Origin of the sequence: Rhizobium pisi, from assembly GCF_003938655.1 — a bacterium.
GTDB lineage: Bacteria > Pseudomonadota > Alphaproteobacteria > Rhizobiales > Rhizobiaceae > Rhizobium > Rhizobium pisi.
In genome coordinates, this window is the sequence record NZ_RJJT01000032.1 from 38,078 (window position 1) to 60,561 (window position 22,484).

Genomic DNA, 22,484 nt, shown 5'->3' on the forward strand with positions numbered 1-22,484 from the left:
CTGTTAGCGTGGCCGGCGGTCGCAACGAGGAAGAGGCGATGGAGCGGGGGGAGGCGGTGGAGCGGGGGGAGGCGGTGGAGTTTGAGGTGGCGGCCGCCCAACGCACAGGAGATTTCAATGCTTGGGGTTTAGCAAGTGCTCGCTGAGCGGCCCGCCGAATAATACAAACTATTAATCGAAACACTGCTCAATTTGTATTTTCGAGCGAAATCAAATAATGAACCCTTTAATTGCAAAACAAATTGTGGACACAGAACTCAAAAAAGTATTATTTATTGACAAGATACAAAGGCTTCACAAAGTATCTTTGTAACGCCATGACGCGTTATGCCTAGAAAACACCCCCTTTCTTGATCCCCGCTCTGACGGGGATTCTTTATTCTCATCCACATAGGCATAGTTATCTGATTGTACCGGGAATCTAGCCGATCCCTTGCTGACTGGCACAGGTCGATGGAACTCGAATCTGCCAGCGCGCTTGCAGAGATTGACCGCTATGGTGGCCATTGGAAGAATTACGCCGAAAGCCATGCCGATTTTGACGAGGACTTCAGTATGCAGGGCGAGGTGCGCAATGCCGCTGTGGCCCTGTACGAAGCGATTATGGATAAGCGCGAAGGCAAACGTGTCTCCGCAGGCTCAATGCTGATGCAGCCTCGCGAAAAATGACGCTTGCGGAGGCTTGAGTCCGGCACTGGCCAAATATTTCTGTCGCGTTCATTTCGGACTCTTTACGGAATTTTCAATTAGCCGCGGTGCCAGCGGTCGGTCGCCAGGTTTTTCAGCAGCTCCGCGCAAAGGCACCGGGTGTCATTCCCACATATCGGGCGAACGCGACATTGAAGGCACTGGCGGAGGCATAGCCGACCCTCGCAGCAATCTCGACAAGCGGCGCCTCTCTGCGACGCAGCATATCCTTTGCCAGGGCCATGCGCCAGTTCGTCACATATTCCATGGGCCGCACTCCCATCTGCTGCCGGAAGCGGTCGAAAAACGCTGAGCGTGACATACCAGTCGCCTCAGCCAGCATTTCGACGGAGACCTCGCCCGCCGGATCACGATGGATGCGTCGCAGGGCAGGCGCCAGTCGACTGTCAGCGAGACCGCGCAGTAATCCGGGGGATGTCGTAGTGTTGCCGGCGCTACGCAGCGCGGCTATGAACAGCACCTCCAGCAGCCTGGTTAGGATCATGTCTCGCGCCGCGAGCATACTGACCGTCTCCGCATGGATCATCCGAACTAGATCGGTGAGACTGCTCCCATCCTGTACATGAACGATGCCCGGCAGCAGCGAGCTCAGCAACTGCTTGTCGTTGCCCGTGAAGGTGCAATGACCCACCATGGCGGTAACCTCGGCAGCCGCTTCCGGATTGCCCAGGCGGAAAACGCCGGGACTCGTCTCCAGCCGCTGCGGCAGGGTGCCTCGCGGGGGAGGCATAAGACTGCTCATGGTAAGGGTATGGATTTGCGGGACCAGAACGAAATCTCCTTCTGCGAGCCTGATCGGTACTCGGTCATTGATCGTAAGCAGACAGTGTCCTTCCACGATCGCACAATAAAACGGGCTCCCAAGATCTCGGCGCTCCACGAGCCACGTCCCGCCCGCCGTTACCAGCTTGGCGATCGAAGGAGCGGGTTTGAGGAGCGAGACAATTTCGGCGAGCGGATCAGACATAATGGACGTTCGCTAAATAGATGCGGATTTGCAAGCATAGAACGTCCGACCGATCCCGTCCATTTTGGCGCTCTTAGCAGGAGGCACAAATGACGACCAACAACCTGATCAATTTTGCGAGCTACATACCGACCCCGGAGGCGGTGTTAACCGTCGCCTACTCACCGATTCGTCTAGATCTTGCCGGGCGGCAACCTTTGGAACTGCGTTTGACCGCACCGACGATCGGCAGCAAACTGCCGATCGTCATCCTGTCGCATGGCTTTGGACCTTCCTACTATATTCCGTCGAAGGATGGTTACGCTCCCTTGGTGCAGTTCTGGGCGGAGCGTGGGTTCGCCGTCATTCAACCAACGCATGCGAGTTCTCGCGTCGGTGGACTTTCGGCAGATGCAGAGGGCGCGCCGTTCTTTTGGCGAGAGCGCGTTGCCGAGGTGCGGGCGGTTATCGACCTGCTGCTCGATATCGAGGAGCAAGCACCGGCGGTAGCGGGTCGGCTTGACCATGGACGCATCGCTGCTGCAGGGCATTCCTTTGGTGGCCACACTGTGAGCCTACTCTTGGGCGCGCGTCTTAATGGAGAGGCGTTCTGCGATCCCCGAATCTCGGCAGGGATCCTGCTTACGGCTCCGGGCCGGGGTGGGACGGATCTCACGGCAGAGAATGCAGCGCGCTTTCCGTTCTTCGATCTCGATTTTGCCCACCTATCGACGCAGAGCCTTGTCGTATGCGGGGCAGATGATAATCCGCACTTTACACCGCGTGGTCCTGAATGGCACGCCGATGCGTATCACGACGGGCCAGGCGCGCGAGCTCTGCTCACCCTTCATGGCGTTGGCCATGGGTTGGGCGGCATCGCAGGACTCGATGCCAAGGAGACCGAGATCGAGGCACCAGACGGGCTTGAAGCTACAAAGCGGATGACGCTCGCTTGGTTGAGAACTGCGCTGGGGTATGATGCTGCGGCTTGGGCTTCCGCCTGTGGGGCATTAGCTGGTCGAGCGAGCACCCTTGGACACGTCAAAGAAAAGCCGCGCGGGTAATTTCCCTGCTTTCCAGATGTCCATAACTGGCGCACGGAAAGCGGGACAGCGCCGGGGCGATATCTACTTCCCATCAGGCGCGATGACGGCCTTTTGACCGAAATGAGGGCGTAGTCAGTTCAGTCGATTTTCAAATGTGGTTCTCTGCGCAGAAACGCACGGGCCCGCTCCGCGCGGGGCCATGGTCGAGGACGCCGCGCCGATCTGCACGCTCACGACCGCCGAGCTGACAGGACGCCTGCCGTCCTTGCGAGCCGGTGGACGAAGCCAAGATCGCGCTCAGCGAGCGCGGTCAATTTCGTCAAGAATACGCCCTATGCCGCTTGGTTTGACGGCTTGCATAGCGGAGCCTCGGATAGATCAGATCCGAGCACCACCTGTTGCATCGATCATCTGGCCGGTCGTCCAGCGCGCATCGTTCGATGCAAGGAAAGCGATGACGTCGGCAACGTCTTCCGCCCGGCCGACACGGGAAAAGACTGAGAGTGCTTCGGCGCCGGCGCGCGCGTCGGGTGACGCCAGCCACTCTGCATTCATATCCGTCTCCGTCACACCCGGCAGCACGGCATTGACCGTAATCCCGCGAACCGCAAATTCTGGTGCCAGCGCCAGTGTCAACGTCTCCAGCGCCCCCTTCGAGGCTGCATAGGCCGGATGCGACGGGGCCGCGATCCGCGTAAAACCTGTCGAGACATTGATGATGCGGCCGTTGTCGCGAATGTGGTCGGCGACTGCCTGGATCAGGAAGAACGGCGCCTTGTAGTTAATCGTCATCACCTCGTCGAACGCGGCTTCGCTCGTCTGCTTCAAGGGTATCGCGGGCGCAATGCCGGCATTGTTCACCAGAATGTCGAGAGCGGGCGAACCCGTCTCGGTGCGGGCAGCTTCGCTGAATTGCGCCCAAAGGCTGTCGGCAGAGTCCTTGCCCTGCCGCAGATCGGCCTTCACGGCTACAGCCTTGACGCCGAGCGTTTCGATGTCGCGGACAGTGGCATTGGCCGCATCCGAATTGGCGGTGTAATGCACGCCGATCAGCGCGGCACCTTCTTTCGCGAAAGCCAGGGCTGCGGCTCGGCCGATACCGCGCGAGCTTCCGGTGATTAGGGCTGTCTTGTTTGCGAGTCTGTGGGACATTGATCACTCCGTTGATAAATTAAATAGTGACCCCTATAATAAGAGTGAAAGAAGGTCTGTCAATATTTTAATAGGGATCACTATTTTAATGGATGAGCCAGTCCGCAAACGAGGTAGACCACGCGTGCTCGATCGCGACGTCGGGCTCGACATCGCCGCACGCCTGTTCTGGGAACGCGGCTATGAAGGAACCTCGACCGCCGACCTAACGAAGGCCATGGGGATCAATCCGCCGACGCTCTATTCGACTTTCGGCTCCAAGGAAGAATTGTACCGTCAGGCGCTCGACTTCAGCATTGCCCGTGAAAACAGTCGCCGGTCGGAAATCCTGCAATCCAATCTTCCGGTTTACGAAGCCCTGAGCCGCTACCTCTACGATATAGCCGATGGCGATACCCAGCCTGACAAGCCGCGGGGATGCTTGGTCTCGACGGCGGTCCTCCAGCATGCGGAAGAAAATGCATCGGTCGCCCGGATGACGGCGGCACTGCGCGAGGCGTCGATGCAAGTTCTCAAGAGCCGCTTCGATCGCGCAATCACCGAAGGCGAATTGCCGGCGGAAACCGATACCGACACGCTCGCGCGCTTCTACGGCGCGATCATCCAGGGCATGTCCGCCCAAGCCTGCGACGGCGCCTGCAATGCTCTGCTGAAGCGTCTGATCGACATCGCACTCACGGCCTGGCCCGGAATGCGTCAGACCTCGACCGGAAATTCGGATTGAAGATATTGAGCAATTCGATCGCGTCCCGGACGGCAGCAATTGAGGTCGGCAGGCTGCCGCAACGCGTGTGACCTGATGCTATCCACCGATGAATCCGTCGCGCCCAGCGCGCTGGGCGCACAAACTCCGGGACCTCCCCGTCAGGCCCGAGTACGGGAATGGGCGCAGAATTTCGCTGCTGTCGGAAGACACCTGTCCGCGCCGCCGATGGATCCTGTCATTGACGCCGCAGGCGAGGTCTTCATTGGGCTGCGTCTGCGGTGAATGCTGGTCGTGATCACAGCTCGCCTCAGCTAAACAAGAAGTCGCCCGAGTTGAAGTTTGAAAGCCCGCCGAGGGTTGTGATGTTGTCGAATTCAGCGACCAGCACCGCGCCGCCGGCTGAACTTGGGTTCTGATCGTAGTAGACCGCCGCATGGCCGAGATCCGTATTGTGGAACACGAACAATGCCCCTGTGGTTATGTTGCTGTAACTATTGATGGTGCTCTGGACGGTTGCGTTCGTGACGCTCACGTCCGTTTTGACGGCAACCTCGGTTCCGGCAACATTGATCGTGCCGTTGTTTCCCACCTTCACATTGTCCACATTTGTATTGTTGTTGCCGACGGCGAACTCGAACGTGCCGCCTCCGACGTCCAACTGGAACCTGTCCACGGTTGTGCTATTCGTCCCAGCGTTGAAGTCAGTCATATGGTTCGTGGTGGTGGCAAACTTTTGCAAAAAGAAGGTGTCATTTCCCACGCCGCCGGTCAGGGTGTTGTTGCCAGCACCACCGTTTAGGGTGTCGTTGCCGTCTTGGCCGAAAAGAGTGTCGTCACCTCCGAGCCCGAACATCGTATCGTTACCGCCACCGCCGTAGAGAACGTCGTCGCCCGTTCCACCGGTCGGATTGTCCACTGAGTTGCCATTGCCACCGGTGATAATCGTGAACGTCTCGGTCTTTTCGAAGGCCGGGCCTATAGGATCACCGGTCTGCGTTGCCGCTACCGTCACTGAAAATGTACCATTCGTCGATAGCGCATCCGAATGAAGCGTGTTGCCGGCAATCGAAAATAAGCCCGGATTCGACTGCGAGGCAATGCTGAAGCTGAACCCACCTGTGTCGGGATCAGTCGCCGACAGCAAACCACTGAACTCAAAACTATTGAAGTTGACGCTATCCGGCGGAACGACAGGCGTCAGCTTAATGTCGGTCGGCGCCTGCCTAGCGGGACCATCATCGGCGCCGGTGATGGCGACGACGATGTTGTGGCTGGCCGTGCCGTCGAGCGAGCTGACGCTCAGCGTATCGCTGACGGCGTCGCCCTGGTTGAGCGCCTGCGTCGCGGCCCGGCTGTTGTCGAGCGCATAGGTCCAGCTGCCGGTGGCGGCATTGAAGGTGAAGCTGCCATAGATGCCGTTGAGGGAGGCCGGGACGGCAAATGCCGCCTCGCCGTCGTCGACATCGCTGACCGTCAGCTTGCCGGAGGCATTCGCATCGCCGCTGCCGGCCGCACCCGCCTCGACCGTCGCCCGATCGTCGGTGACCGTCGCATCGACGACGATCGAAGCCGCATCGTTGGCGCCGGTGATGGCGACGACGATGTTGTGGCTGGCCGTGCCGTCGAGCGAGCTGACGCTCAGCGTATCGCTGACGGCGTCGCCCTGGTTGAGCGCCTGCGTCGCGGCCCGGCTGTTGTCGAGCGCATAGGTCCAGCTGCCGGTGGCGGCATTGAAGGTGAAGCTGCCATAGATGCCGTTGAGGGAGGCCGGGACGGCAAATGCCGCCTCGCCGTCGTCGACATCGCTGACCGTCAGCTTGCCGGAGGCATTCGCATCGCCGCTGCCGGCCGCACCCGCCTCGACCGTCGCCCGATCGTCGGTGACCGTCGCATCGACGACGATCGAAGCCGCATCGTTGGCGCCGGTGAGCGAGATCGAGACATTTGCCTCGCTCAGCGTGCCATTGCCGAGCCGTATCGCGTAGACGAAACTATCTTTGAGGATTTCACCGGCAGACAGCGTGTTGATATCCGCGCCCGAGCCGACGATGCCGCTTCCATCACTAAGACGGTATTCGATCTTTCCATTATTGATCCTGACCCAATTGCTGAGCAGGGTCTTCTCCCAGGCAGATGCCCCGTTCGCTCCGACGTCTTTCGCAAGAAGCTCGTAGTCGGCGGTAATTGGATTGCCATCACCGTCGTCGACCGAAAAGAGGGATTTGGCATTCCCGCCAAGATCATTCGACATGACGTCGAGGGTTATGGTTTTGGTGGCCGCATTGTAGAGCTGGAGACTGAGCAGTTGGTCTTCTGTCCAGATGTAAGTGTCATCCTTCGCCTGCGGCGTATTGGAGAAAGAAGTCGTGCTGCCGCCGCCGGTGCTTTGCGTACCCATCAAAATACTCCCATAACACAAAACAAGTAATCCGGCGCTAATTCAAGATTATCAAACCAGCATGACACGCGTGAACACGCGGCCGCGCCGGTATTATCGGCATCGATGCCAACTTTTCTTAAATAAGATCCGGAATACTCCCCATCCCTAATAAAGTGTTAACACATATACTGTGAAATGAAAGACGATTTTCTTGCGATGGTAAATTTATTCAGCAATTCGTTCCGAGAGACGCAGAAGTCGCAGAGCTCGATCCTGACGAGCGGTGGGGGCGAACGCGTTCGCCAGGGACGAGATCGAGAAATTCGCCGCCGAAGGCGTGGCTGTTACCTGTCGTGAAGTTGCGGAACGACATTCTGAAGGTGCCGCCGACGGCCGGCTCCAGATGATGCACGGTGCAGAGAAAGCCGTTCGGCGGAAGCCATTTGGCAAGCGCGTCGGCCTCGATGAAGGCGCGATAGACCTTGTCCGGGCTGGTATCGCCAACTTCATCAGTGGTTCGGCCACCCGTGTCCCGAGGGATGCGCTGGGATAACGGCCGTGAGGCTCTCGACCGGAGCTGAACCTGAGATCCTGTCATTCGACGTCTGGCGCAGTTGGAAGGACATGAACTGCAGAGTGGCCTGGGGAGTCTAAATGGACATCGCTAGGGGGTGCCCGCACCCGATTTCAGTCTTGCCAGGGGTCGACTATGATCACCCCGGTATCGTCGAAATCCTGAACATTACGCGTGACTACAGTTAAACCGTGAACCAGCGCGGTAGCGGCAATCAAAGCATCAGCCTCGTTGCGGCGGTCTGGAATATGTAAGTGGGCACAACGCGTCGCTATCGCATCATCGATTGGCAGAACTCGCTCGGCGAATTCAGGGCGAACACGGCTATCCATCCATCCCCGTAAGCGAGAGCCCTGGGCAGCGTCGCGACGCTGGATGGTTAATATCCCGCGCTCAATTTCCAGGATCGTAATTGCGGAAATGAACAAGTCATTGGAATCTTGCGCACCGACCCACTTCGTCACATTGGCATCTGCTTTACCGTCTCCAACTTTGCGCAACTCGGAGAGGACGTTGGTATCCAACAGGTACTTCAAGACAAATCGACCTTGCGAGGTGCAATTTCGGCTCTCGGTGGATCGAATTCAATCGTCGACAAACCAGGCATTGAAAGAGCATCGACGAGATTCCGGCGCTTGCCGGTCAGGCGGACGAATTCGCTGTATGTCATCAACACATGGGACGGCTTCCCGCGATCTGTAATAACTACAGGACCTCTTTTGGCAGCCTTCTTTGCCTTGCTGACGTCGTGGTTCAACTCCCGGCTAGACAAACTTGTGATGCTCATAGAATACCTCGTAGAATACCTCGATGTAGGAACATACCTACATATATGATATTATCGACTGTGGAGCAATATCCAAGATAGCCGCCTTGAAGGGAATCGACCCTTGATCCCTTTATTTAAATGCCGCTGGCATAAATAGAATTTATGGAATTTTTCCGTCTCGCAGTCGCTGGGATGTGTGGGTCGAAGCCAGCTTTTCTCAAGGACTGATGGGCTGTCACCGGAGGAGTGCGATCCGCTTCAACCGCAGCGCACGCTTTTCCAGGAGATGCCACGAAAGCCACCCGAGCAACCACGATGCCGGCAGAGAAAGGGCAAAGACCGCCCACCACGTGCTGTACTGGCCGAGGGCATGGTTCATCACCTGCTCCACTGGCCATCCATAGAGATAGGTGCCGTAGGAGACGTCGCCTACCCGTTCGAGAGTCGGCAGGCGTATTACCGGCGAGGTCGCGATGTAGATAAGCGGATAGGCAAACAACATAGGGCGGTAAAAGTAGTTGGGCCAGATAACGAGGCAGAGCACACCGAGCACCACAAAGATCAATGCCAGGACAATATTAGGCTGTCGCTTTTCCATCACGATCCAGAGAAGCGAACCGCAGCAGAAGTAGGGAGCGATAAAAGTGAAGTCTGTCAGGAACCGTATGTTTGGCCACGGATGATCGAAGAAAAGCTGCCAGGTCACGCCCACGGCGAGGACAAGTGCCATAAGCTGGGCTCGCAGAAGCCCGATTGCCATTAATCCCGCGATGATGAGGTAGCAGAAGATTTCCTGCCCGATCGTCCAAAGAGAGCCGTTGACGAAGGTGGCGAGCCAGGAGATTGCGGGATCATAAAACTGCACGTGCGGCAGAGTCATGCCGAAGTTCGGGTCGAACAGCGAATGCAGTGTCGTCTTCACATGAAGCGACTTGAGCAAGTAACCGCTGATGCCCAACGGGCTGAACAAGGCACCCAAGACGTAGACGCTCAGCAGCGTGCAGACCGCAAACGCCGGATATATTCTCAGCGCCCGCCGCCAGAGAAAACCGCCCGCGCTGCCGAACTGCGCGCTCTGTGTGACGAGGAAGCCGCTCGTGATGAAGAACGCATAGACCCCGAAGATGCCAAGGGTGCCCTGGCCGAGCAAACGCCGGAAGGGCTCGTTCGCCGAGGTCTTTTCCGAGATAAGAAAGGCATGCGAGAAGATCACCATGGAAGCTGCAACGAGCCTGATCATGTTGAAGTTCGGGTAAAACGCCTTCTCGATTTCCCGCCCGTCCATGCGAGCCTCCCGCGCTTCCACAGTTTAACAAACTAATAATTTGAGTTTTGAATGATGTCATGGGCCGTTGTGAAGACGGGATTATGACTGATAACCTCCGGTCTGCTCAGATTCGCCTCGGTCGTACACTTGTTGTTTTGGCAGTGATCTTTCCATGCCTGATCATACACAGTCGAAGCACGTTGCATCATCCCTGGCGGAAGAATTCTGATAAGCATATTTGCCGTGAGCTTTTCATAACGCCATTACTATTTCGGGGGCATGTGGGCCCTTCGATACTGGCAAAGAGAGTATTGAAGCGGGGCGGGGTCTGCCCGTACGAGCAATTCGGGCAAAAGATCTTCCTCAGCAATGCAGGCTCTCCAGCGAGTTCCGAAAGCTGACGTTGCTGCAGACTGGCGCAGTTGAGCAGTATCCTGGCATCCTTGGGTGGTCGACTTGAGGTTGGCGCGCCGGCCTTTGTCAGGGCTTCACGAACCGATATGCGAAACGATCGGTCTGGCCCTTGATCGAGGGATCGAACACCTTGATCGCGTGCGGATCGTCGTTGTTTGCGAGCATTGTGCTTTCCGCATCCAGTACGAAGCCGGCCGTCTCCACCTCCTCGCGCACGGAGGCGGGGTCGATGCGATGCAATGACTGGGCATCACCTGTGCCGGCTCCGGCGGCGGCGGCGTGATCGACGATGACGTAGAACCCACCGGGCTTCAGCCGCTCGTAGACCGCTCGATTGAAGTCGGCCGCCGTCGCGCCCCTGGCCTGCATCAGCGCGGTATGGAGATCGTGGTAGAACAGGTGCAGCCACAGGACGTCCGCTGGCTCCGTGGCCTGCAGTATCGCGACGAGGTCCGCCGAGACGGCTTCGACATTCTCTCGGCCCGGCTCCTTCGCGAGCGTCCGCATGCGGCCAACCGGATCGTTCTTGAAGTCGGCGACTTCGGCCGGCACGAAGCTGTAGATCCGCCCTTTGGCTCCCACGACGTCGGAGAACAGGCGCGTCCAATCGCCGTCGCCTGGGTAGACGTCAATGACAGTGGAGCCCGCATCTACACGTGCGAACCGGATCAACTCGGATAGTATGGATTGGTCGTACATCGGAATCTCCTTTGCGGTTGGGCACTAGACGAGCGCGCGGCGTACAATGGGGCGATTTTCGTCTGATCTATCATCTACACCGAACCGATGGCCGAACAGTGCTATGCAGGCCCGGCCGCGCCCATCTGCGCGGCGCGCGCCAATGCTTGTGTGTCGACGTATTCCCGGATGTTGGTCAGTCTGCCGTCCCGGACGGTGATGGCGAAGATCCAGTCGTCCTCGAACGTCTTGTTCGTGGCTTTGATCCTTCCCCTCGCGAAGCCGAGCACGAGGACCCGGTCTCCTTGCGCCACGAACTCCCGGGGTTCCGTGGACGTTTCAATCGACTTGGATGCCGTCTCAAGCAAATCCTTTAGCCCCGCGTGTCCGCGGTGCGTTCCGGCCAGCGGCCAGTCTTTGCCGGGGATGATCCACTCGATGTCTTCGGCGACCAGTGCCAGCAGGCCATCCCTGTCGCCGCGGCCGATCGCGGCGAAGAAGTCCTTCACGGTCTGGATGTTCTTCTCAATGCTCATGGGAATTTCTCCATTTGGCGCCGATCGCATCGTGCTCGATCCGATCCGTGCATCGTAGCCCTGCCGGTTGGCACGTCGTGTTCATCAGTCGAACTTGACCAGGTCCTTGAAGATCAGTTGACCCCAGCTATTTCCGCGCGCGTGGACCAGCAGCCCACCTTCCGACAGCCCGCCAAGTTTGATTGGCGCAAAACCGAGATTTTCCGCGAGCACACCAATCTCCGCTGCGGCGTCGTCATCGTCGCTCGCCAGGAACACGACCCTCCTGCCACCATGCACGGCCGGATCCTGATCAAGGACGGCAGCGACCAGATGGTTGAAGCCCTTGACTAGTTTTGCACCAGAGAATGCCTGCGCGACGACCAGGGAAGACGGCTGTCCCCCCAGTTTTTCAGGAGGCACGCCGTAGGCATTGGTCACATCGACGATGGTCTTCCCCTGCCAGGTGGGGAGCGCCTTGGCGACATCTGGATGCGACTCGAAACGGACAGCCAAGAAGATGATGTCCGCCTTGACGGCTTCCGCTAGTGTTTTAGCAATGACCTTGGGCCCGATCGCCGCCGCATCAGCTGCAAAGCTTTCCGGGTCGCGCGTGGTTGCCACGGACACTTCGATTCCCTTGCGGGAAAAGGCCATGGCCAGAGCTCGGCCGATATTGCCGAAGCCGATGATTGTGTAGCTCATAATGCTTCTCCGATCCTGTGTTGACGCTGGGTCAGACCTGCGCCCAACCACCATCGACGGCGAGATCTATACCGGTAATGTAGGAGCTTTCATCGGAGGCGAGGAACGTGAGCGCAGCCGCGATTTCCTCTGGCTTGCCCCTGCGACCCATTGGGATCTGTGCAGCAAACTGGGCGACCGCCTCCTCGGCTTGCTCAGCGGTGAGGCCGGTCGTTGTCGCCAAAGCAGGAGTCTCGATCGCGCCGGGGCTCATCGTATTGACGCGGATATTGCGGTCCTTCAACTCTTGGGTCCAAGATCGCGAGAAGCTGCGAACAGCCGCCTTGCTTGCTGCGTAGGCGCTAAACGCTGGCAGCCCCATCACATTCGAGACCGACGAGTTCAGAATGATCGATCCGCCGTCTTTGAAGATGGGAAGGGCCTTCTGCACCGTAAAGAACAGACCCTTCACGTTCACATCGAAGGTCTGGTCAAAATGGGCCTCAGAAGCTGCCGCGAGCGGGGCGACCGTACCTGCGCCCGCGTTTGCGAAGAGAATGTCGATGTGACCATGTTTCTCCTTCACGGTGGCATAGAGAAGGTCAAGATCTTCCAAGCGCGAGACGTCGCCCACGACTGTTGTCACGTTTTTCCCGATAAGGGCCGCGGCCTCTTGCAAGGCTTTCTCGCGTCGCCCAATGATCACGACCTGCGCACCTTCTTCCACGAAACGCTTGGCTGTGGCCAAGCCGATCCCGCTGCTTCCGCCCGTGATGACTGCGATTTTACCTTCGAGTGCTTTCATAATCTTTTGTCCTTCGTTGTGCGTTAGTTAGGCACGGAACCGCGCCGGGGTCAGAGTTGAGCCAGGCCGCCGTCGACGGCGACTTCGCTGGCGGTCATGAAGCTGCTGTCGTCCGAAGCGAGGAAGGCGGCCGCGGCCGCGATCTCCGCCGGATCGGCCATGCGCTGGAGCGGGGTCATCGCGCCGTAGGCCTTCTGGCCCTCCTCTCCGAGCGCTTCTTTCGCGAGTTCGGTCGCCGTCGCGCCGGGCGACAGAACGTTGACCCGGATACCGGTACCCTTCAGATCCTCCGCCCAGGTCCGTGCGAGATTGCGCACGGCTGCCTTGCTGGCGCTGTAGGCAGTGAATGCCGGGGCGCCGGTGGAGCCGGCGCTCGATCCCGTCAGGATGATCGAACCGCCCGGGCCCATCAGTGGTAGCGCCTTCTGGACCGTGAAGATCGTGCCCTTCACGTTGGTGTCGAAAGTGTCGTCGATGTGCTTGGCAGTGATCTGGCCGAGAGGAAGCGGGCTTCCGGCGCCGGCATTGGCGAAGACGATGTCGAGGCTTCCGCGCTCGGCTTTCACCGCCGCGTAGAGCCGATCCAGATCGGCCTCATCCGAGACCGACCCCTTCACCGCGCGGGCATTGGGTCCAAGCTCGGCCACAGCCGCATCGAGTGCTTGCTGCCGACGGCCGTAGATGAAGACGAAGGCACCCAACTCGATGAAGCGCCTTGCAGCGGCGAGGCCGATACCCGTGGCGCCGCCCGTGATCACAGCGGTCTTTCCATTCAATCTGGTCATGTCATGCATTCCTTGTGTCGCGTCTCGGGTCATCGCTTTTCGGAGACATCCTCCGACAGCCTCGATATGGGTTCGCGGGCACCAGGCGGTGAGTGCGCAATCGCGCGCATCCGTGGTGCGTAAACGATCCACTTACGTGATCGAACGCAGCGACGATCATGCGCAATCCTGCCCAGTAGGGTAGACTGGTCTTCGCAAGCCGCCCCATGCGGCGCGGGAATGGACCATGATCGACTGGGATGACGTTCGCTACTTTCTTGCAGCCGCTCGTGGCGGCTCAGTGCGGGCTGCCGCCAAGAGCCTGGGAGTCAACCACTCGACCGTGCTGCGACGCATCGCTCAGCTCGAGGAGCACCTCGGGGCGCAGATGTTCGAAAAGCTGCCTTCGGGTTACCGCCTGACGGCCGCGGGCGAGGAGGTTCTCGAGTTCGCGAACCAGATGGAAGCCTCGTCGCACCAACTGGAGACGCGCGTCTTCGGGCGCGATCAGAGCGTACGCGGGCTTCTGCGGGTGACGCTGCCCCCGTTCCTTGCGACACACCTGCTCATGCCGGATATCGCAGATTTTGCGCGTCTGCATCCGGACATCGAGATGGAGATCGTATCGACCGGCGAGGTCGTGAATCTGACCAACCGGGAGGCCGATGTGGCGATCCGGATGGTCTCCGATCGCAAGACCCTGCCGCTCAATCTTCATGGTCTGAAAGGTCCGGATTTGCTCGCGGGTGTTTATATGTCCCGCGATAGACTGGCCGCTTGGCGTGCGGGTTCGCCGGATCCAATCCGGCCCATCGTCATCGGCGGTCAGGCTGTTCCGGCCTGGGTCGACGAAGGGGAGGTTCGCGCCACAGGGGTTCCGTTCAGGACGCCGGACGCCGACGCGCAGATCGCTGCGGCAAGGCAAGGGATCGGCATGACCAAATTACCCTGTTTCGTCGGAGATGCCGATCACCTGCTGGCGCGAGTTCCGGGCATCGATCTGAAATCACCTGCGACGATTTGGCTTCTCACGCAGGGGGAGACACGCAAGACGAAGCGCGTGCGGCTTTTCACCGAGTTCATATCCCATCGACTCGCCGCGTGCGCTCCGCTCCTCGCCGGGCGGTCCATATCGCGCGGCTGACGTCCCGTGCGAAACCCCACAAATGGGCTAGGGAAATTGCTTTGGAGATTGGCATTCCGAAGGGGACATGGGCCTGGCTTTGTCGAAACACTGCCTGTCAGGAAATTCCACGGGGTCGGGCCAGCGACCGCCGAGCGCATGCGCAAATATGGGATCGAGACCGCGCTCGATCTGAAATCGAAGTCGCTAGCCTTCCTAAAGGAGCATTTCGGCAAGTCCGGTGCGTATTTCTATGGCATCGCCCGTGGAATTGACGAGCGCCAGGTCAGACCCGACCGCATCCGCAAATCGGTCGGCGCAGAAGACACTTTCGCAGAGGATATCAATGATCTCGAAGGAGCGACGGCGGAGCTGAAGCCGCTCGCAGAGAAGGTTTGGCGCTACTGCGAGGCGCGGGGCATCGGCGGCAAGACGGTGACCAAAAGTCGGAAAGGCTGACGAAGAGAACAAAGATCCAATCGCTCATACGTTGGATTTCGACGCAGAAACGCCCGCGTCTTCAGCGGGCGTTGAGAACTCTTAGACAAAATGCCGTACGGTTAGCGCGCGACCGATGCGCGGGCAACGCTGCGGATGTCGGCTCGGTCGATGCCGAGGTCCTGCAGTTCGCGGCCGGACATGCGGCCGAGTTCGGTGACGGTCTGATGGAACTTGCGCCAGTTGTTGAAAGAGCGTGCTATGTTCATGATAATCCCCTTCCTGAGGGCTATGTGACGTCAGCAACCTTGTTTAGTTCCGGCGTCGTTTCGATGACCGCAACATAGGCGTTTCAATCGGTTTAAAACAGCGACAATCCCTCACCCCACCCATGCGAAAGGCGCATAGATGGAACAGGTGGATCGCCGGCATGCCATTGCTGTGGCCCCGCGATCGACAGAGATTTTGGAGGCTCATTTCCGCAAGGTAATGCCATTGCTTTGCGCTTCGCGAACGACGTTTTCCGAGAAGCCGTGCTGGAGAGCGTCTTCGACGAATTCGAGCACCAGGAGACCCGCAGCCGGGTGGGAACGACTGACAGCGATCGTTTGCCTGATAATGAGGAATGGTTCCAGCAAGACACGAAACCCTTCATGCTCGCCGATAAAGCGCTCGAGAGCCTGCTTTATGCCAGCAGATGCGTCATGATTGCCGTTCACAAAAAGGTCGAGCGCTTCCGCTGGCGTTGAAGCATGAACGATTTTGGCGTGAGCGAGACGCCGCGCTAAATAGAGATCATATGCAGCGTTTCGTGTGACGCAGATTTTTACGCCGTCCGAATCGATATCAGCAAAGGAGCGGTACGGACTTCCCTCCCGGACGACAAGCGTACCTTCGATCAGAGCGTAGGCCGGCGAGAACAAGAGCCTGTCTTCACGTGCCGGGTCGGCGGCGAGGAAGGCGACGTCCCACTCGTCGTGATCGACCTTTTCCAGAATTTTGGCGGCCGAGGGATAAGTGACAAATTCAACGCGACAACCAAGGCGCTTTGAAAGGTCGCGGGCCAGTTCAACGCTGACGCCTTCAAATTTTCCCGTTGCCGGATCGACGCCCACCAAGGCGATGTTGGCAAGGTTGACCGCCGCACGCAGGTAGCCCTTCGGTATCAGCGCGGCGCGCGAACGTGCAATTTCGTCGGTCATGTTTTCGATCCTCTACCGAATAGCGCATTCCTGCTGGTCAGCGTTGCTTGAACTTGGCCGCGAGCGTCTCGGTCCCGCGGGCGAGAAGGCCGACATCGATGCCGACCGCAGTAAAAGTCGTTCCAAGTTCGATGCAGCGGGCAGCAAAGGCTGTGTCCGGCGTCAGGATGCCTGCGGGTTTGCTGAGAGCCGCAAGGCGGCTGATTGCGTCCTCGACGGCAGCCACGACCTCAGGATGGCCGGGCTCTCCCGGATGTCCAAGGCTGGCTGCTAAATCCGCGGGGCCGATGAAGACGCCATCGACACCATCAACCTGTGCAATGTCTTCCAATGCCTCGAGTGCCGAGCGGGTTTCCAGCTGCACCAAAAGACAAAGTTCTTCTTCTGCCCGCCTGGCATAGCTCGCAATACGCCCAAAACGTGTCGCCCGCGTCAGCCCCGACACGCCGCGGATGCCGGTCGGCGGATAGCGCATGGCAGAAACCGCAGCTTCCGCTTCCTCCCGGTTCTGCACGTAGGGAATGAGCAGCGTCTGCGCGCCGATATCGAGGTGCCGCTTGATCAATACCGCGTCGTTGCTGGCAGGCCGCACGATCGCCGAGACGTCGTAGGCCGCGACCGCCTGCAATTGCGGCAAGACCGTCAGCACATCACCCGGCGAGTGTTCGGTGTCGAACAGCAGCCAGTCGAAGCCCGAAGGCGCCACGATCTCCGCGGCATAGCTGCCCGGCAGGCTGCACCAGAGACCTATCTGCTGCTTGTTTTCGCGAAGCGCCCGCTTGAAGCGATTTTCCGGAAGATTCATGTTTTCACCTATACAAAAGCGACGCCGATAGCACCGATCGGGCCATAATCGGCGTGGATGACGTCGCCAGCAGCAATGTCGACCGGGCGGGTAAAGGAGCCCGCCAGCACGATCTGCCCCTTCTCCAGTTTGCCGCCAACCGCATGGAGCTTGTTGACGAGCCAGGCGATTCCTGCCGCGGGATGTCCCATGACGGCCGCCGAAACGCCGGACTCCTCGATGATCCCATTCTTGGAGAGCGTCGCCCCGATCCACCGGATGTCGACATCCATCGGACGTATCACGCGACCGCCGACGACGATGGCGCCGAAGGCCGCGTTATCCGCTATGGTATCAGTGATCGCGCGCGGAACCTCGGTCCGATAGTCGATGATTTCGAGCGCCGGCACGATGAATTCGGTGGCGCGCATAACGTCGTAGATGCGGGTGGTCGGGCCTTTGAGATCCTCACCCATGATGAAGGCAAGCTCCACTTCGAGGCGCGGCTTGATGAAGAGGTCGGCCCTGATCTGGGCGCCATCGTTGAACAGGGCATCATCAAGGATGCGCCCATAATCCGGCTCGGTCATCTTCGATGCCATCTGCATGGCGCGCGACGTCAGGCCGATCTTGTGGCCCGCGACGCGCGCGCCCTTAGCAATCCTGCCCTCCGCCCAAAGATCCTGAATGCGATACGCATCCTCGATTTCGATGTGTGGATAGGTCTTGCTGAGCTGCGGGATCGGCACCCGGCTTTCCTCGGCGCCCAGCAACGCCTGCGCCGCGCCGCGGCGTTCTTCATCCGTCAACATGGGTATGGTTCTCCCGTTTGTTTATTTGATTGGCGCGCGCGGTAGGACCGCCTCGCCAGGCTCCATCACGTATGTGTACTCCAGGGAAAACCAGGGAACGCTCACATTCGGATCGTCCGGATGCGGTTCGTCGTGCTGTACGAAATCGCCCGTCAGCGCGGACGTCACCCCGAACTGCACGTCGGAATCGATATTCGGATCGCTCGGGTCGAAAACCTGCGAAATAAGTGTCTTGTAGCCTTGCTTGAAGATCAGCGCATGCAGATGCGCCGGACGATAGGGGTGACGCCCCTGCGCCTTCAAAAGCCGCCCGACGACACCGTCCACCGGGATCGGATATCCGATCATCTTCACCGTGCTGAACCAGAAGCGGCCCTCCGCGTCCGTCGTGAATTTGCCTCGCAAGTTCATCTCGGCCTGATCGGGATCCTGGTTCTCGTAGAGACCCACAGGCGACGCGTGCCAGACATCCACTTCGGCGCCCGCAATGGGTTCACCGTGTGCATCCACCACCCGCCCGTGAACGAAAAGTGGAGAACCCGGCGTATCCGACCGGACGATGGAACCGCCATTTTCCACGCGCGGCGAGTTGAGGCGCCAGAAGGGGCCAAGCAGCGACTGGGACGTTTCCGTTTGTCCCTGGTCGCCGTTGTTGAGCAAGCAAACCAGCGTCGAAACGCCCAGAGAGCCCGACATCAAGACGAACTCGTTATGACTGTCCGTCTGCAATTGGCCGATTTCGTTGAGGACCGCGGTGGCATCGCGAAACTCCGGCTCCGTCAGGCGGACTTCGCGAACAAAAGCGTGCAGATGCTTAACCAGCGCCGTCAGGATCTCGCGAAGCCGGCCATCTGCAGTCTGCGCCATCACCGTCAAAACAGCCGCCGTCACATCCTCGTGCGTCCTTATCACCATCTCACACCTCCCTATGGGCGTGCCTGTTTTGAAAAATCATCGATTATTTGTCAAGCCAAACCTCCATGCAAATGTAGGATATTTCAAGGGAATGAGCGCACAGCGCTCAAAATACGGCAATATATCTTTGATATTATTCGATAAAATTTAAATGTTTTCGGGCGCAGTCCGAAGATTGACCGACAACGCTCATCAAACTGTTGACAGCAATAATCGTTTATTATACGGATCGTCGATAATGAAACCCGCGATCTGAAAAGGTCGTGGAACCATCTGGGAGGGTGTCAATTGCAATCAGGACCTGGCAGCCTCATTTTGGAAAGCGGCGCGGAGGCGGCAACGTCATCCTTTCTAGATGACGGCAAAAACACCATCGCCAGCCAGCTTGTTTCGCGTCTGCGTGAAGCGATTATTTCCGGCCAGCTCGAGGCTGGCAGCAAGATCAATCTTGATCGGGCAAAACAGAGCTTTAACGTCAGCCTCAGCCCTTTGCGAGAGGCATTGGCGCGTCTCATTTCGGATGGACTTGTCGAATTCGAAGACAATCGCGGCTACCGCGTGTCGCCTGTTTCGCTGTCGAACCTCGAGGAGATCACCAGCCTGCGCGAGGAGTTCGAAACCTATGCGCTGCGGGAATCCATGCGCGTCGGTGATGTTGAATGGGAAGGCAATGTCATGCGTGCGTTGCACCGCCTGAACCGCACGGAACGGGATGCGGCAAAACCCGAAACGCTTGAACAGTGGGAGGCCGTTCACCGGGAATTTCATCTCACCCTGATTTCGGGCTGCCGCAAACCGTTGCTTCTCAGTTTCTGCAAAACCATGCTGAATCTGAATGACCGCTATCGGCGCACATTTCTCACTCGCACATCCGGCGACCGCAATGTCAGCGTTGAGCACAGCGAAATCGCCCAAGGAACAGTGGCGCGGGATATGGAATATGCCTGCGACCGGCTGCGCGAGCACATCCATCGTACTGGCACAAATCTGCGACGGCATCTCGCTGAAAAGGGAATTGCCTGAAATGGAGATCCGGCAGGAAACCATATCACCCAATGCTTCCGCATCGCCGCTGGGGGTCGCGCATTTTTCCGCGATCGACGTCGAGCCCGCGAAATTCGTGTCGCTCGCCGCTGCTGCGGGCTTTTCATCGGTTGGCCTGCGACTTCATCCGGCCTTTCCCGGCGCTCCTTATTATGAGCTGCCCTTGGGAAGCGACGCAGCTCGCGACGTAAAAGCCCGCCTCGATGGCGAAGGTATTTCGCTCTACGACATCGAATTCGTCGTCATCGGGCCGGACTTCGATCCCAGCGCGCTGACGTCAATGCTTGCAGGCGCCAGCGCGCTCGGAGCGCGCCGTCTCAGCGTTTGCGGCGACGACCCGGATCGGGGGCGCCTTGTCGCCAATTTCGCGGCACTTTGCGACCTCGCGGCCTCCTTCGGTATGGGGGTTGATCTTGAGAACATGGGCTGGCGCACCGTCGTCAGCTTTGATGATAGCCTGTCGATCGTGCAGGAATCGAAACGGGGCAATGCCGGCGCGCTCGTAGATGCTCTGCATTTCTTCCGCAATGGTGGCCAAGCCAAGGATATTTCTGCTGCGCCTCACGGCATGATCAGGAGCATTCAGCTCTGCGACGCCTGCGGACCCGCACCGAGAACGGCGGATCAAATGGTCAGCGAGGCCAGAACGGGGCGTTTTGCGCCGGGACTGGGTGAGCTTCCCGTTGCGAGCCTGATGAGGGTGTTGCCGACAGGCGCTGCGGTCTCGGTGGAGGTGCCGATCCGCTCCGGGCAGGCGCCGGAGGAGCATTTGCGTCACCTTCATGATGCCGCCCGAGCGTTGACCGGCTAACCAGAAGCACAGCGCAAAACGGATACCACACACGAAGACAGGCAGAGGAGCCCGTCGGCGGGAGAGAGATGTTGTCATGAACTACGTGCTGGATTTCAGTGTTGTCTTCGAAAAGATGCCCGATCTACTGATGGCGGCTCTGGCGACGATCGGTCTGGCTTTGGCCGGCATGTCGCTGGCGCTGGTGATCGGCGTTATCGGGGTCGCGGCCCGGACATCGAATATCCGTCCCTTGCGCGCGGCTGTCATCGCTTTCGTCGAAGTGGTCCGCAATACACCGTTCCTGGTGCAGATCTTCTTCATCTTTTTTGCGCTGCCAATGATGGGCATTCGCCTCAACCCCACTGCCACGGCGATCGTCGCGCTGGCCATCAATGGCGGCGCCTATGCGATCGAGATCATTCGCGGCGGTGTCGACAGCATCCACAAGGGGCAGGTCGAGGCCGGGCTCGCGCTCGGCCTGCATAAGGCGCAGGTGTTTCGCCTGATCGTCCTGAAGCCGGCGCTAAGGGCGATCTATCCCTCGCTGACCAGCCAGTTCATCATGCTGACGCTGACGACATCGGTCTGCACGTCTATCGCAGCCTATGAGCTGACCTCCGTTGCCCAGATCATCGAATCCGACACGTTCCGCAGCTTCGAGGTCTATTTCACCATCACGCTCATGTATCTCGGCATCTCCGGGATGATGATGATGCTATTTGCGCTGATCTCCCGTCATTTCTTCAGCTATCCGGTGCGGTGAGGAGCAGGATAATGGGTGTTTTCGGCCAAAACGAAATGCTTTTCCTGCTGCAAGGGCTGAAGTGGACGCTGCTTCTATCTGCGATCGGCTTCATTGGCGGCGGCATATTCGGTCTCGTCATCGCGCTCGCCCGGACGTCTGGACGATCCGCGCTCCGCAAGACAGCGGCGGGTTATATCTCCGTCTTCCAGGGTACGCCGCTACTGATGCAGCTGTTCGTCGTCTACTACGGCATCGCGCTTCTCGGCGTTAGCATCGAGGCCTGGATGGCTGTCGCAATCGCCTTCACGCTGCACGCCAGCGCGTTTCTCGGCGAGATCTGGCGCGGCGGTATCCAGGCGATCCCGAGGGGCCAAACAGAAGCCGCCAATGCGCTGGGTCTCCATTACATCTCGCGGATGAAGGACGTGGTGCTCCCGCAGGCCCTCAAGGTCTCGCTGCCGGCAACAGTCGGTTTCCTTGTCCAACTCATCAAGGGTACATCGCTTGCCGCTATCGTCGGCTTCATCGAACTCGCCCGAGCCGGACAAATCGTCTCGAACCAGACCTACCGACCATTGCTGATCTTCGGCATCGTCGGCGCAATCTACTTCATCATTTGCTGGCCCCTGTCTCTCTACGGAGCCCGGCTCGAAAATCGGATGGCGAAGGCCGTCCGGTAAGTTGGCATTCCAACGAACGCACAAGCTCTATCAACCAAGGAGGAGAAGGTAATGATCAGCAGCTTAAAGACCGGCCTGAAGCGCCGTGGAATTCTGTTCGCAGCCGCAGCCCTGGTGATGGCCCCGTGGCTGTCGCCGGTGTCTGCACAGGCTGCAACGGTCGAGGAGGTCAAGGCCAAGGGCAAGATCGTCGTCGGCATTCAAGGCGACAACGCACCCTGGGGCTTCGTCAATTCGAGCGGCGTTCAGGACGGCTTCGATGCCGACATCGCCAAGCTTTTCGCCAAGGATCTGGGCGTCGAGGTCGAATTTGTCCCGCTTGCGGTCGCCAATCGCATTCCGGCACTTGTCACCGGCAAGGTCGATATCCTATTTGCCACCATGGCGATGACGGAGGAACGAGCCAAGTCGATCGGTAGTCCTCCCCGTTTTAGCGGGGTTCAGCGGTAGAATTCACGCGGCCATTTTCAGTTTCTGAGCGGGTGTGATGCCGCCAATGCCCATGTTGGGCCGTTCGTGGTTATACGTCCAAAGCCACTC

Annotated in this window: 24 protein-coding genes and 3 pseudogenes; 10 read left to right on the top strand and 17 right to left on the bottom strand. The window is 58.9% G+C overall.

Going from position 1 to position 22,484, the window contains the following annotated elements; genetic code table 11:
- The first annotated feature begins 453 nt into the window (after nt 1–453).
- On the top strand, nt 454–669 hold the full coding sequence (locus EFD55_RS29950; protein ID WP_125850304.1) for a hypothetical protein: 216 nt from the start codon (nt 454–456) through the stop codon (nt 667–669).
- 112 nt (nt 670–781) lie between these two features.
- Here the strand turns inward: EFD55_RS29950 and EFD55_RS29955 are convergent, their stop codons facing one another.
- Nucleotides 782–1,675, bottom strand: coding sequence for an AraC family transcriptional regulator (locus tag EFD55_RS29955; RefSeq protein WP_125850306.1), 894 nt, complete (start codon nt 1,673–1,675; stop codon nt 782–784).
- An 89-nt stretch (nt 1,676–1,764) separates the two neighbouring features.
- Between EFD55_RS29955 and EFD55_RS29960 the strand changes: the two genes are divergently transcribed.
- Complete coding sequence (locus tag EFD55_RS29960) at nt 1,765–2,718, top strand: alpha/beta hydrolase family protein (RefSeq protein WP_125850308.1); 954 nt, start codon at nt 1,765–1,767, stop codon at nt 2,716–2,718.
- A gap of 360 nt (nt 2,719–3,078) precedes the next feature.
- Here the strand turns inward: EFD55_RS29960 and EFD55_RS29965 are convergent, their stop codons facing one another.
- The gene (locus EFD55_RS29965) at nt 3,079–3,852 is read right to left on the bottom strand and encodes an SDR family oxidoreductase (protein ID WP_125850310.1); all 774 of its coding nucleotides are present in this window, start codon (nt 3,850–3,852) and stop codon (nt 3,079–3,081) included.
- Nucleotides 3,853–3,940: 88 nt separating this feature from the next.
- Between EFD55_RS29965 and EFD55_RS29970 the strand changes: the two genes are divergently transcribed.
- On the top strand, nt 3,941–4,576 hold the full coding sequence (locus tag EFD55_RS29970) for a TetR/AcrR family transcriptional regulator (protein ID WP_125850313.1): 636 nt from the start codon (nt 3,941–3,943) through the stop codon (nt 4,574–4,576).
- 289 nt (nt 4,577–4,865) lie between these two features.
- Here the strand turns inward: EFD55_RS29970 and EFD55_RS29975 are convergent, their stop codons facing one another.
- The 10 genes and pseudogenes from EFD55_RS29975 to EFD55_RS30020 all read right to left on the bottom strand — a co-directional run bounded on the left by EFD55_RS29975 (nt 4,866) and on the right by EFD55_RS30020 (nt 13,429).
- The gene (locus EFD55_RS29975; protein ID WP_125850315.1) at nt 4,866–6,956 is read right to left on the bottom strand and encodes a VCBS domain-containing protein; all 2,091 of its coding nucleotides are present in this window, start codon (nt 6,954–6,956) and stop codon (nt 4,866–4,868) included.
- A gap of 271 nt (nt 6,957–7,227) precedes the next feature.
- Nucleotides 7,228–7,479: pseudogene (locus EFD55_RS29980) on the bottom strand (SRPBCC domain-containing protein); the annotation flags it as partial.
- Nucleotides 7,480–7,625: 146 nt separating this feature from the next.
- Nucleotides 7,626–8,048 (bottom strand): type II toxin-antitoxin system VapC family toxin, encoded by a 423-nt coding sequence (locus EFD55_RS29985; protein WP_125850317.1) that lies wholly within the window; start codon nt 8,046–8,048, stop codon nt 7,626–7,628.
- Nucleotides 8,045–8,299, bottom strand: a complete 255-nt coding sequence (locus tag EFD55_RS29990; protein ID WP_125850319.1) for a type II toxin-antitoxin system Phd/YefM family antitoxin — start codon at nt 8,297–8,299, stop codon at nt 8,045–8,047. The genes EFD55_RS29985 and EFD55_RS29990 overlap by 4 nt, the downstream gene beginning before the upstream one ends.
- A 217-nt stretch (nt 8,300–8,516) precedes the next feature.
- On the bottom strand, nt 8,517–9,566 hold the full coding sequence (locus tag EFD55_RS29995) for an acyltransferase family protein (protein WP_125850321.1): 1,050 nt from the start codon (nt 9,564–9,566) through the stop codon (nt 8,517–8,519).
- Nucleotides 9,567–10,028: 462 nt separating this feature from the next.
- Nucleotides 10,029–10,661 carry a class I SAM-dependent methyltransferase gene (locus EFD55_RS30000; protein WP_125850323.1) on the bottom strand — a complete coding sequence of 211 codons (633 nt, stop codon included), beginning with the start codon at nt 10,659–10,661 and terminating at the stop codon, nt 10,029–10,031.
- Nucleotides 10,662–10,762: 101 nt separating this feature from the next.
- Nucleotides 10,763–11,176, bottom strand: a complete 414-nt coding sequence (locus EFD55_RS30005) for a nuclear transport factor 2 family protein (protein WP_072378902.1) — start codon at nt 11,174–11,176, stop codon at nt 10,763–10,765.
- A gap of 84 nt (nt 11,177–11,260) precedes the next feature.
- Nucleotides 11,261–11,860 (bottom strand): NADPH-dependent F420 reductase, encoded by a 600-nt coding sequence (locus tag EFD55_RS30010; RefSeq protein ID WP_125850325.1) that lies wholly within the window; start codon nt 11,858–11,860, stop codon nt 11,261–11,263.
- Between the two features lie 31 nt (nt 11,861–11,891).
- Nucleotides 11,892–12,644: an SDR family NAD(P)-dependent oxidoreductase gene (locus EFD55_RS30015; protein ID WP_125850327.1), complete on the bottom strand. Its 753-nt coding sequence runs from the start codon at nt 12,642–12,644 to the stop codon at nt 11,892–11,894.
- Between the two features lie 50 nt (nt 12,645–12,694).
- Nucleotides 12,695–13,429: an SDR family NAD(P)-dependent oxidoreductase gene (locus EFD55_RS30020; RefSeq protein WP_125850329.1), complete on the bottom strand. Its 735-nt coding sequence runs from the start codon at nt 13,427–13,429 to the stop codon at nt 12,695–12,697.
- 226 nt (nt 13,430–13,655) lie between these two features.
- Here EFD55_RS30020 and EFD55_RS30025 point away from each other — a divergent pair, with 226 nt between their 5' ends.
- Complete coding sequence (locus EFD55_RS30025) at nt 13,656–14,552, top strand: LysR family transcriptional regulator (RefSeq protein ID WP_125850331.1); 897 nt, start codon at nt 13,656–13,658, stop codon at nt 14,550–14,552.
- A 66-nt stretch (nt 14,553–14,618) separates the two neighbouring features.
- Nucleotides 14,619–14,972, top strand: a pseudogene (locus tag EFD55_RS30030) (DinB/UmuC family translesion DNA polymerase); the annotation flags it as partial.
- Nucleotides 14,973–15,091: 119 nt separating this feature from the next.
- On the opposite strand, the gene EFD55_RS30035 reads toward EFD55_RS30030, so the two are convergent.
- The 5 genes from EFD55_RS30035 to EFD55_RS30055 form a co-directional block, all read right to left on the bottom strand.
- Nucleotides 15,092–15,238, bottom strand: coding sequence for a DUF1127 domain-containing protein (locus tag EFD55_RS30035; protein WP_125850333.1), 147 nt, complete (start codon nt 15,236–15,238; stop codon nt 15,092–15,094).
- A gap of 204 nt (nt 15,239–15,442) precedes the next feature.
- Nucleotides 15,443–16,171, bottom strand: a complete 729-nt coding sequence (locus EFD55_RS30040) for a transporter substrate-binding domain-containing protein (RefSeq protein WP_125850335.1) — start codon at nt 16,169–16,171, stop codon at nt 15,443–15,445.
- Nucleotides 16,172–16,208: 37 nt separating this feature from the next.
- Complete coding sequence (hpaI, locus tag EFD55_RS30045) at nt 16,209–16,976, bottom strand: 4-hydroxy-2-oxoheptanedioate aldolase (protein WP_125850337.1); 768 nt, start codon at nt 16,974–16,976, stop codon at nt 16,209–16,211.
- A gap of 8 nt (nt 16,977–16,984) precedes the next feature.
- Nucleotides 16,985–17,767, bottom strand: coding sequence for a 2-oxo-hept-4-ene-1,7-dioate hydratase (hpaH, locus tag EFD55_RS30050; protein WP_125850339.1), 783 nt, complete (start codon nt 17,765–17,767; stop codon nt 16,985–16,987).
- A 21-nt stretch (nt 17,768–17,788) separates the two neighbouring features.
- On the bottom strand, nt 17,789–18,682 hold the full coding sequence (locus EFD55_RS30055) for an intradiol ring-cleavage dioxygenase (RefSeq protein ID WP_125850341.1): 894 nt from the start codon (nt 18,680–18,682) through the stop codon (nt 17,789–17,791).
- A 315-nt stretch (nt 18,683–18,997) separates the two neighbouring features.
- Between EFD55_RS30055 and EFD55_RS30060 the strand changes: the two genes are divergently transcribed.
- The 5 genes and pseudogenes from EFD55_RS30060 to EFD55_RS30080 all read left to right on the top strand — a co-directional run.
- Entirely contained in the window at nt 18,998–19,705 is a 708-nt protein-coding gene (locus tag EFD55_RS30060) for a GntR family transcriptional regulator (protein ID WP_245438633.1), read from the top strand.
- A gap of 1 nt (nt 19,706) precedes the next feature.
- Complete coding sequence (locus tag EFD55_RS30065; protein ID WP_125850345.1) at nt 19,707–20,537, top strand: sugar phosphate isomerase/epimerase family protein; 831 nt, start codon at nt 19,707–19,709, stop codon at nt 20,535–20,537.
- 76 nt (nt 20,538–20,613) lie between these two features.
- Nucleotides 20,614–21,282, top strand: a complete 669-nt coding sequence (locus tag EFD55_RS30070; RefSeq protein ID WP_125850346.1) for an amino acid ABC transporter permease — start codon at nt 20,614–20,616, stop codon at nt 21,280–21,282.
- Nucleotides 21,283–21,293: 11 nt separating this feature from the next.
- Entirely contained in the window at nt 21,294–21,944 is a 651-nt protein-coding gene (locus tag EFD55_RS30075) for an amino acid ABC transporter permease (protein WP_125850349.1), read from the top strand.
- Nucleotides 21,945–22,061: 117 nt separating this feature from the next.
- Nucleotides 22,062–22,382, top strand: a pseudogene (locus tag EFD55_RS30080) (transporter substrate-binding domain-containing protein); the annotation flags it as partial.
- Between the last annotated feature and the right edge of the window lie 102 nt (nt 22,383–22,484).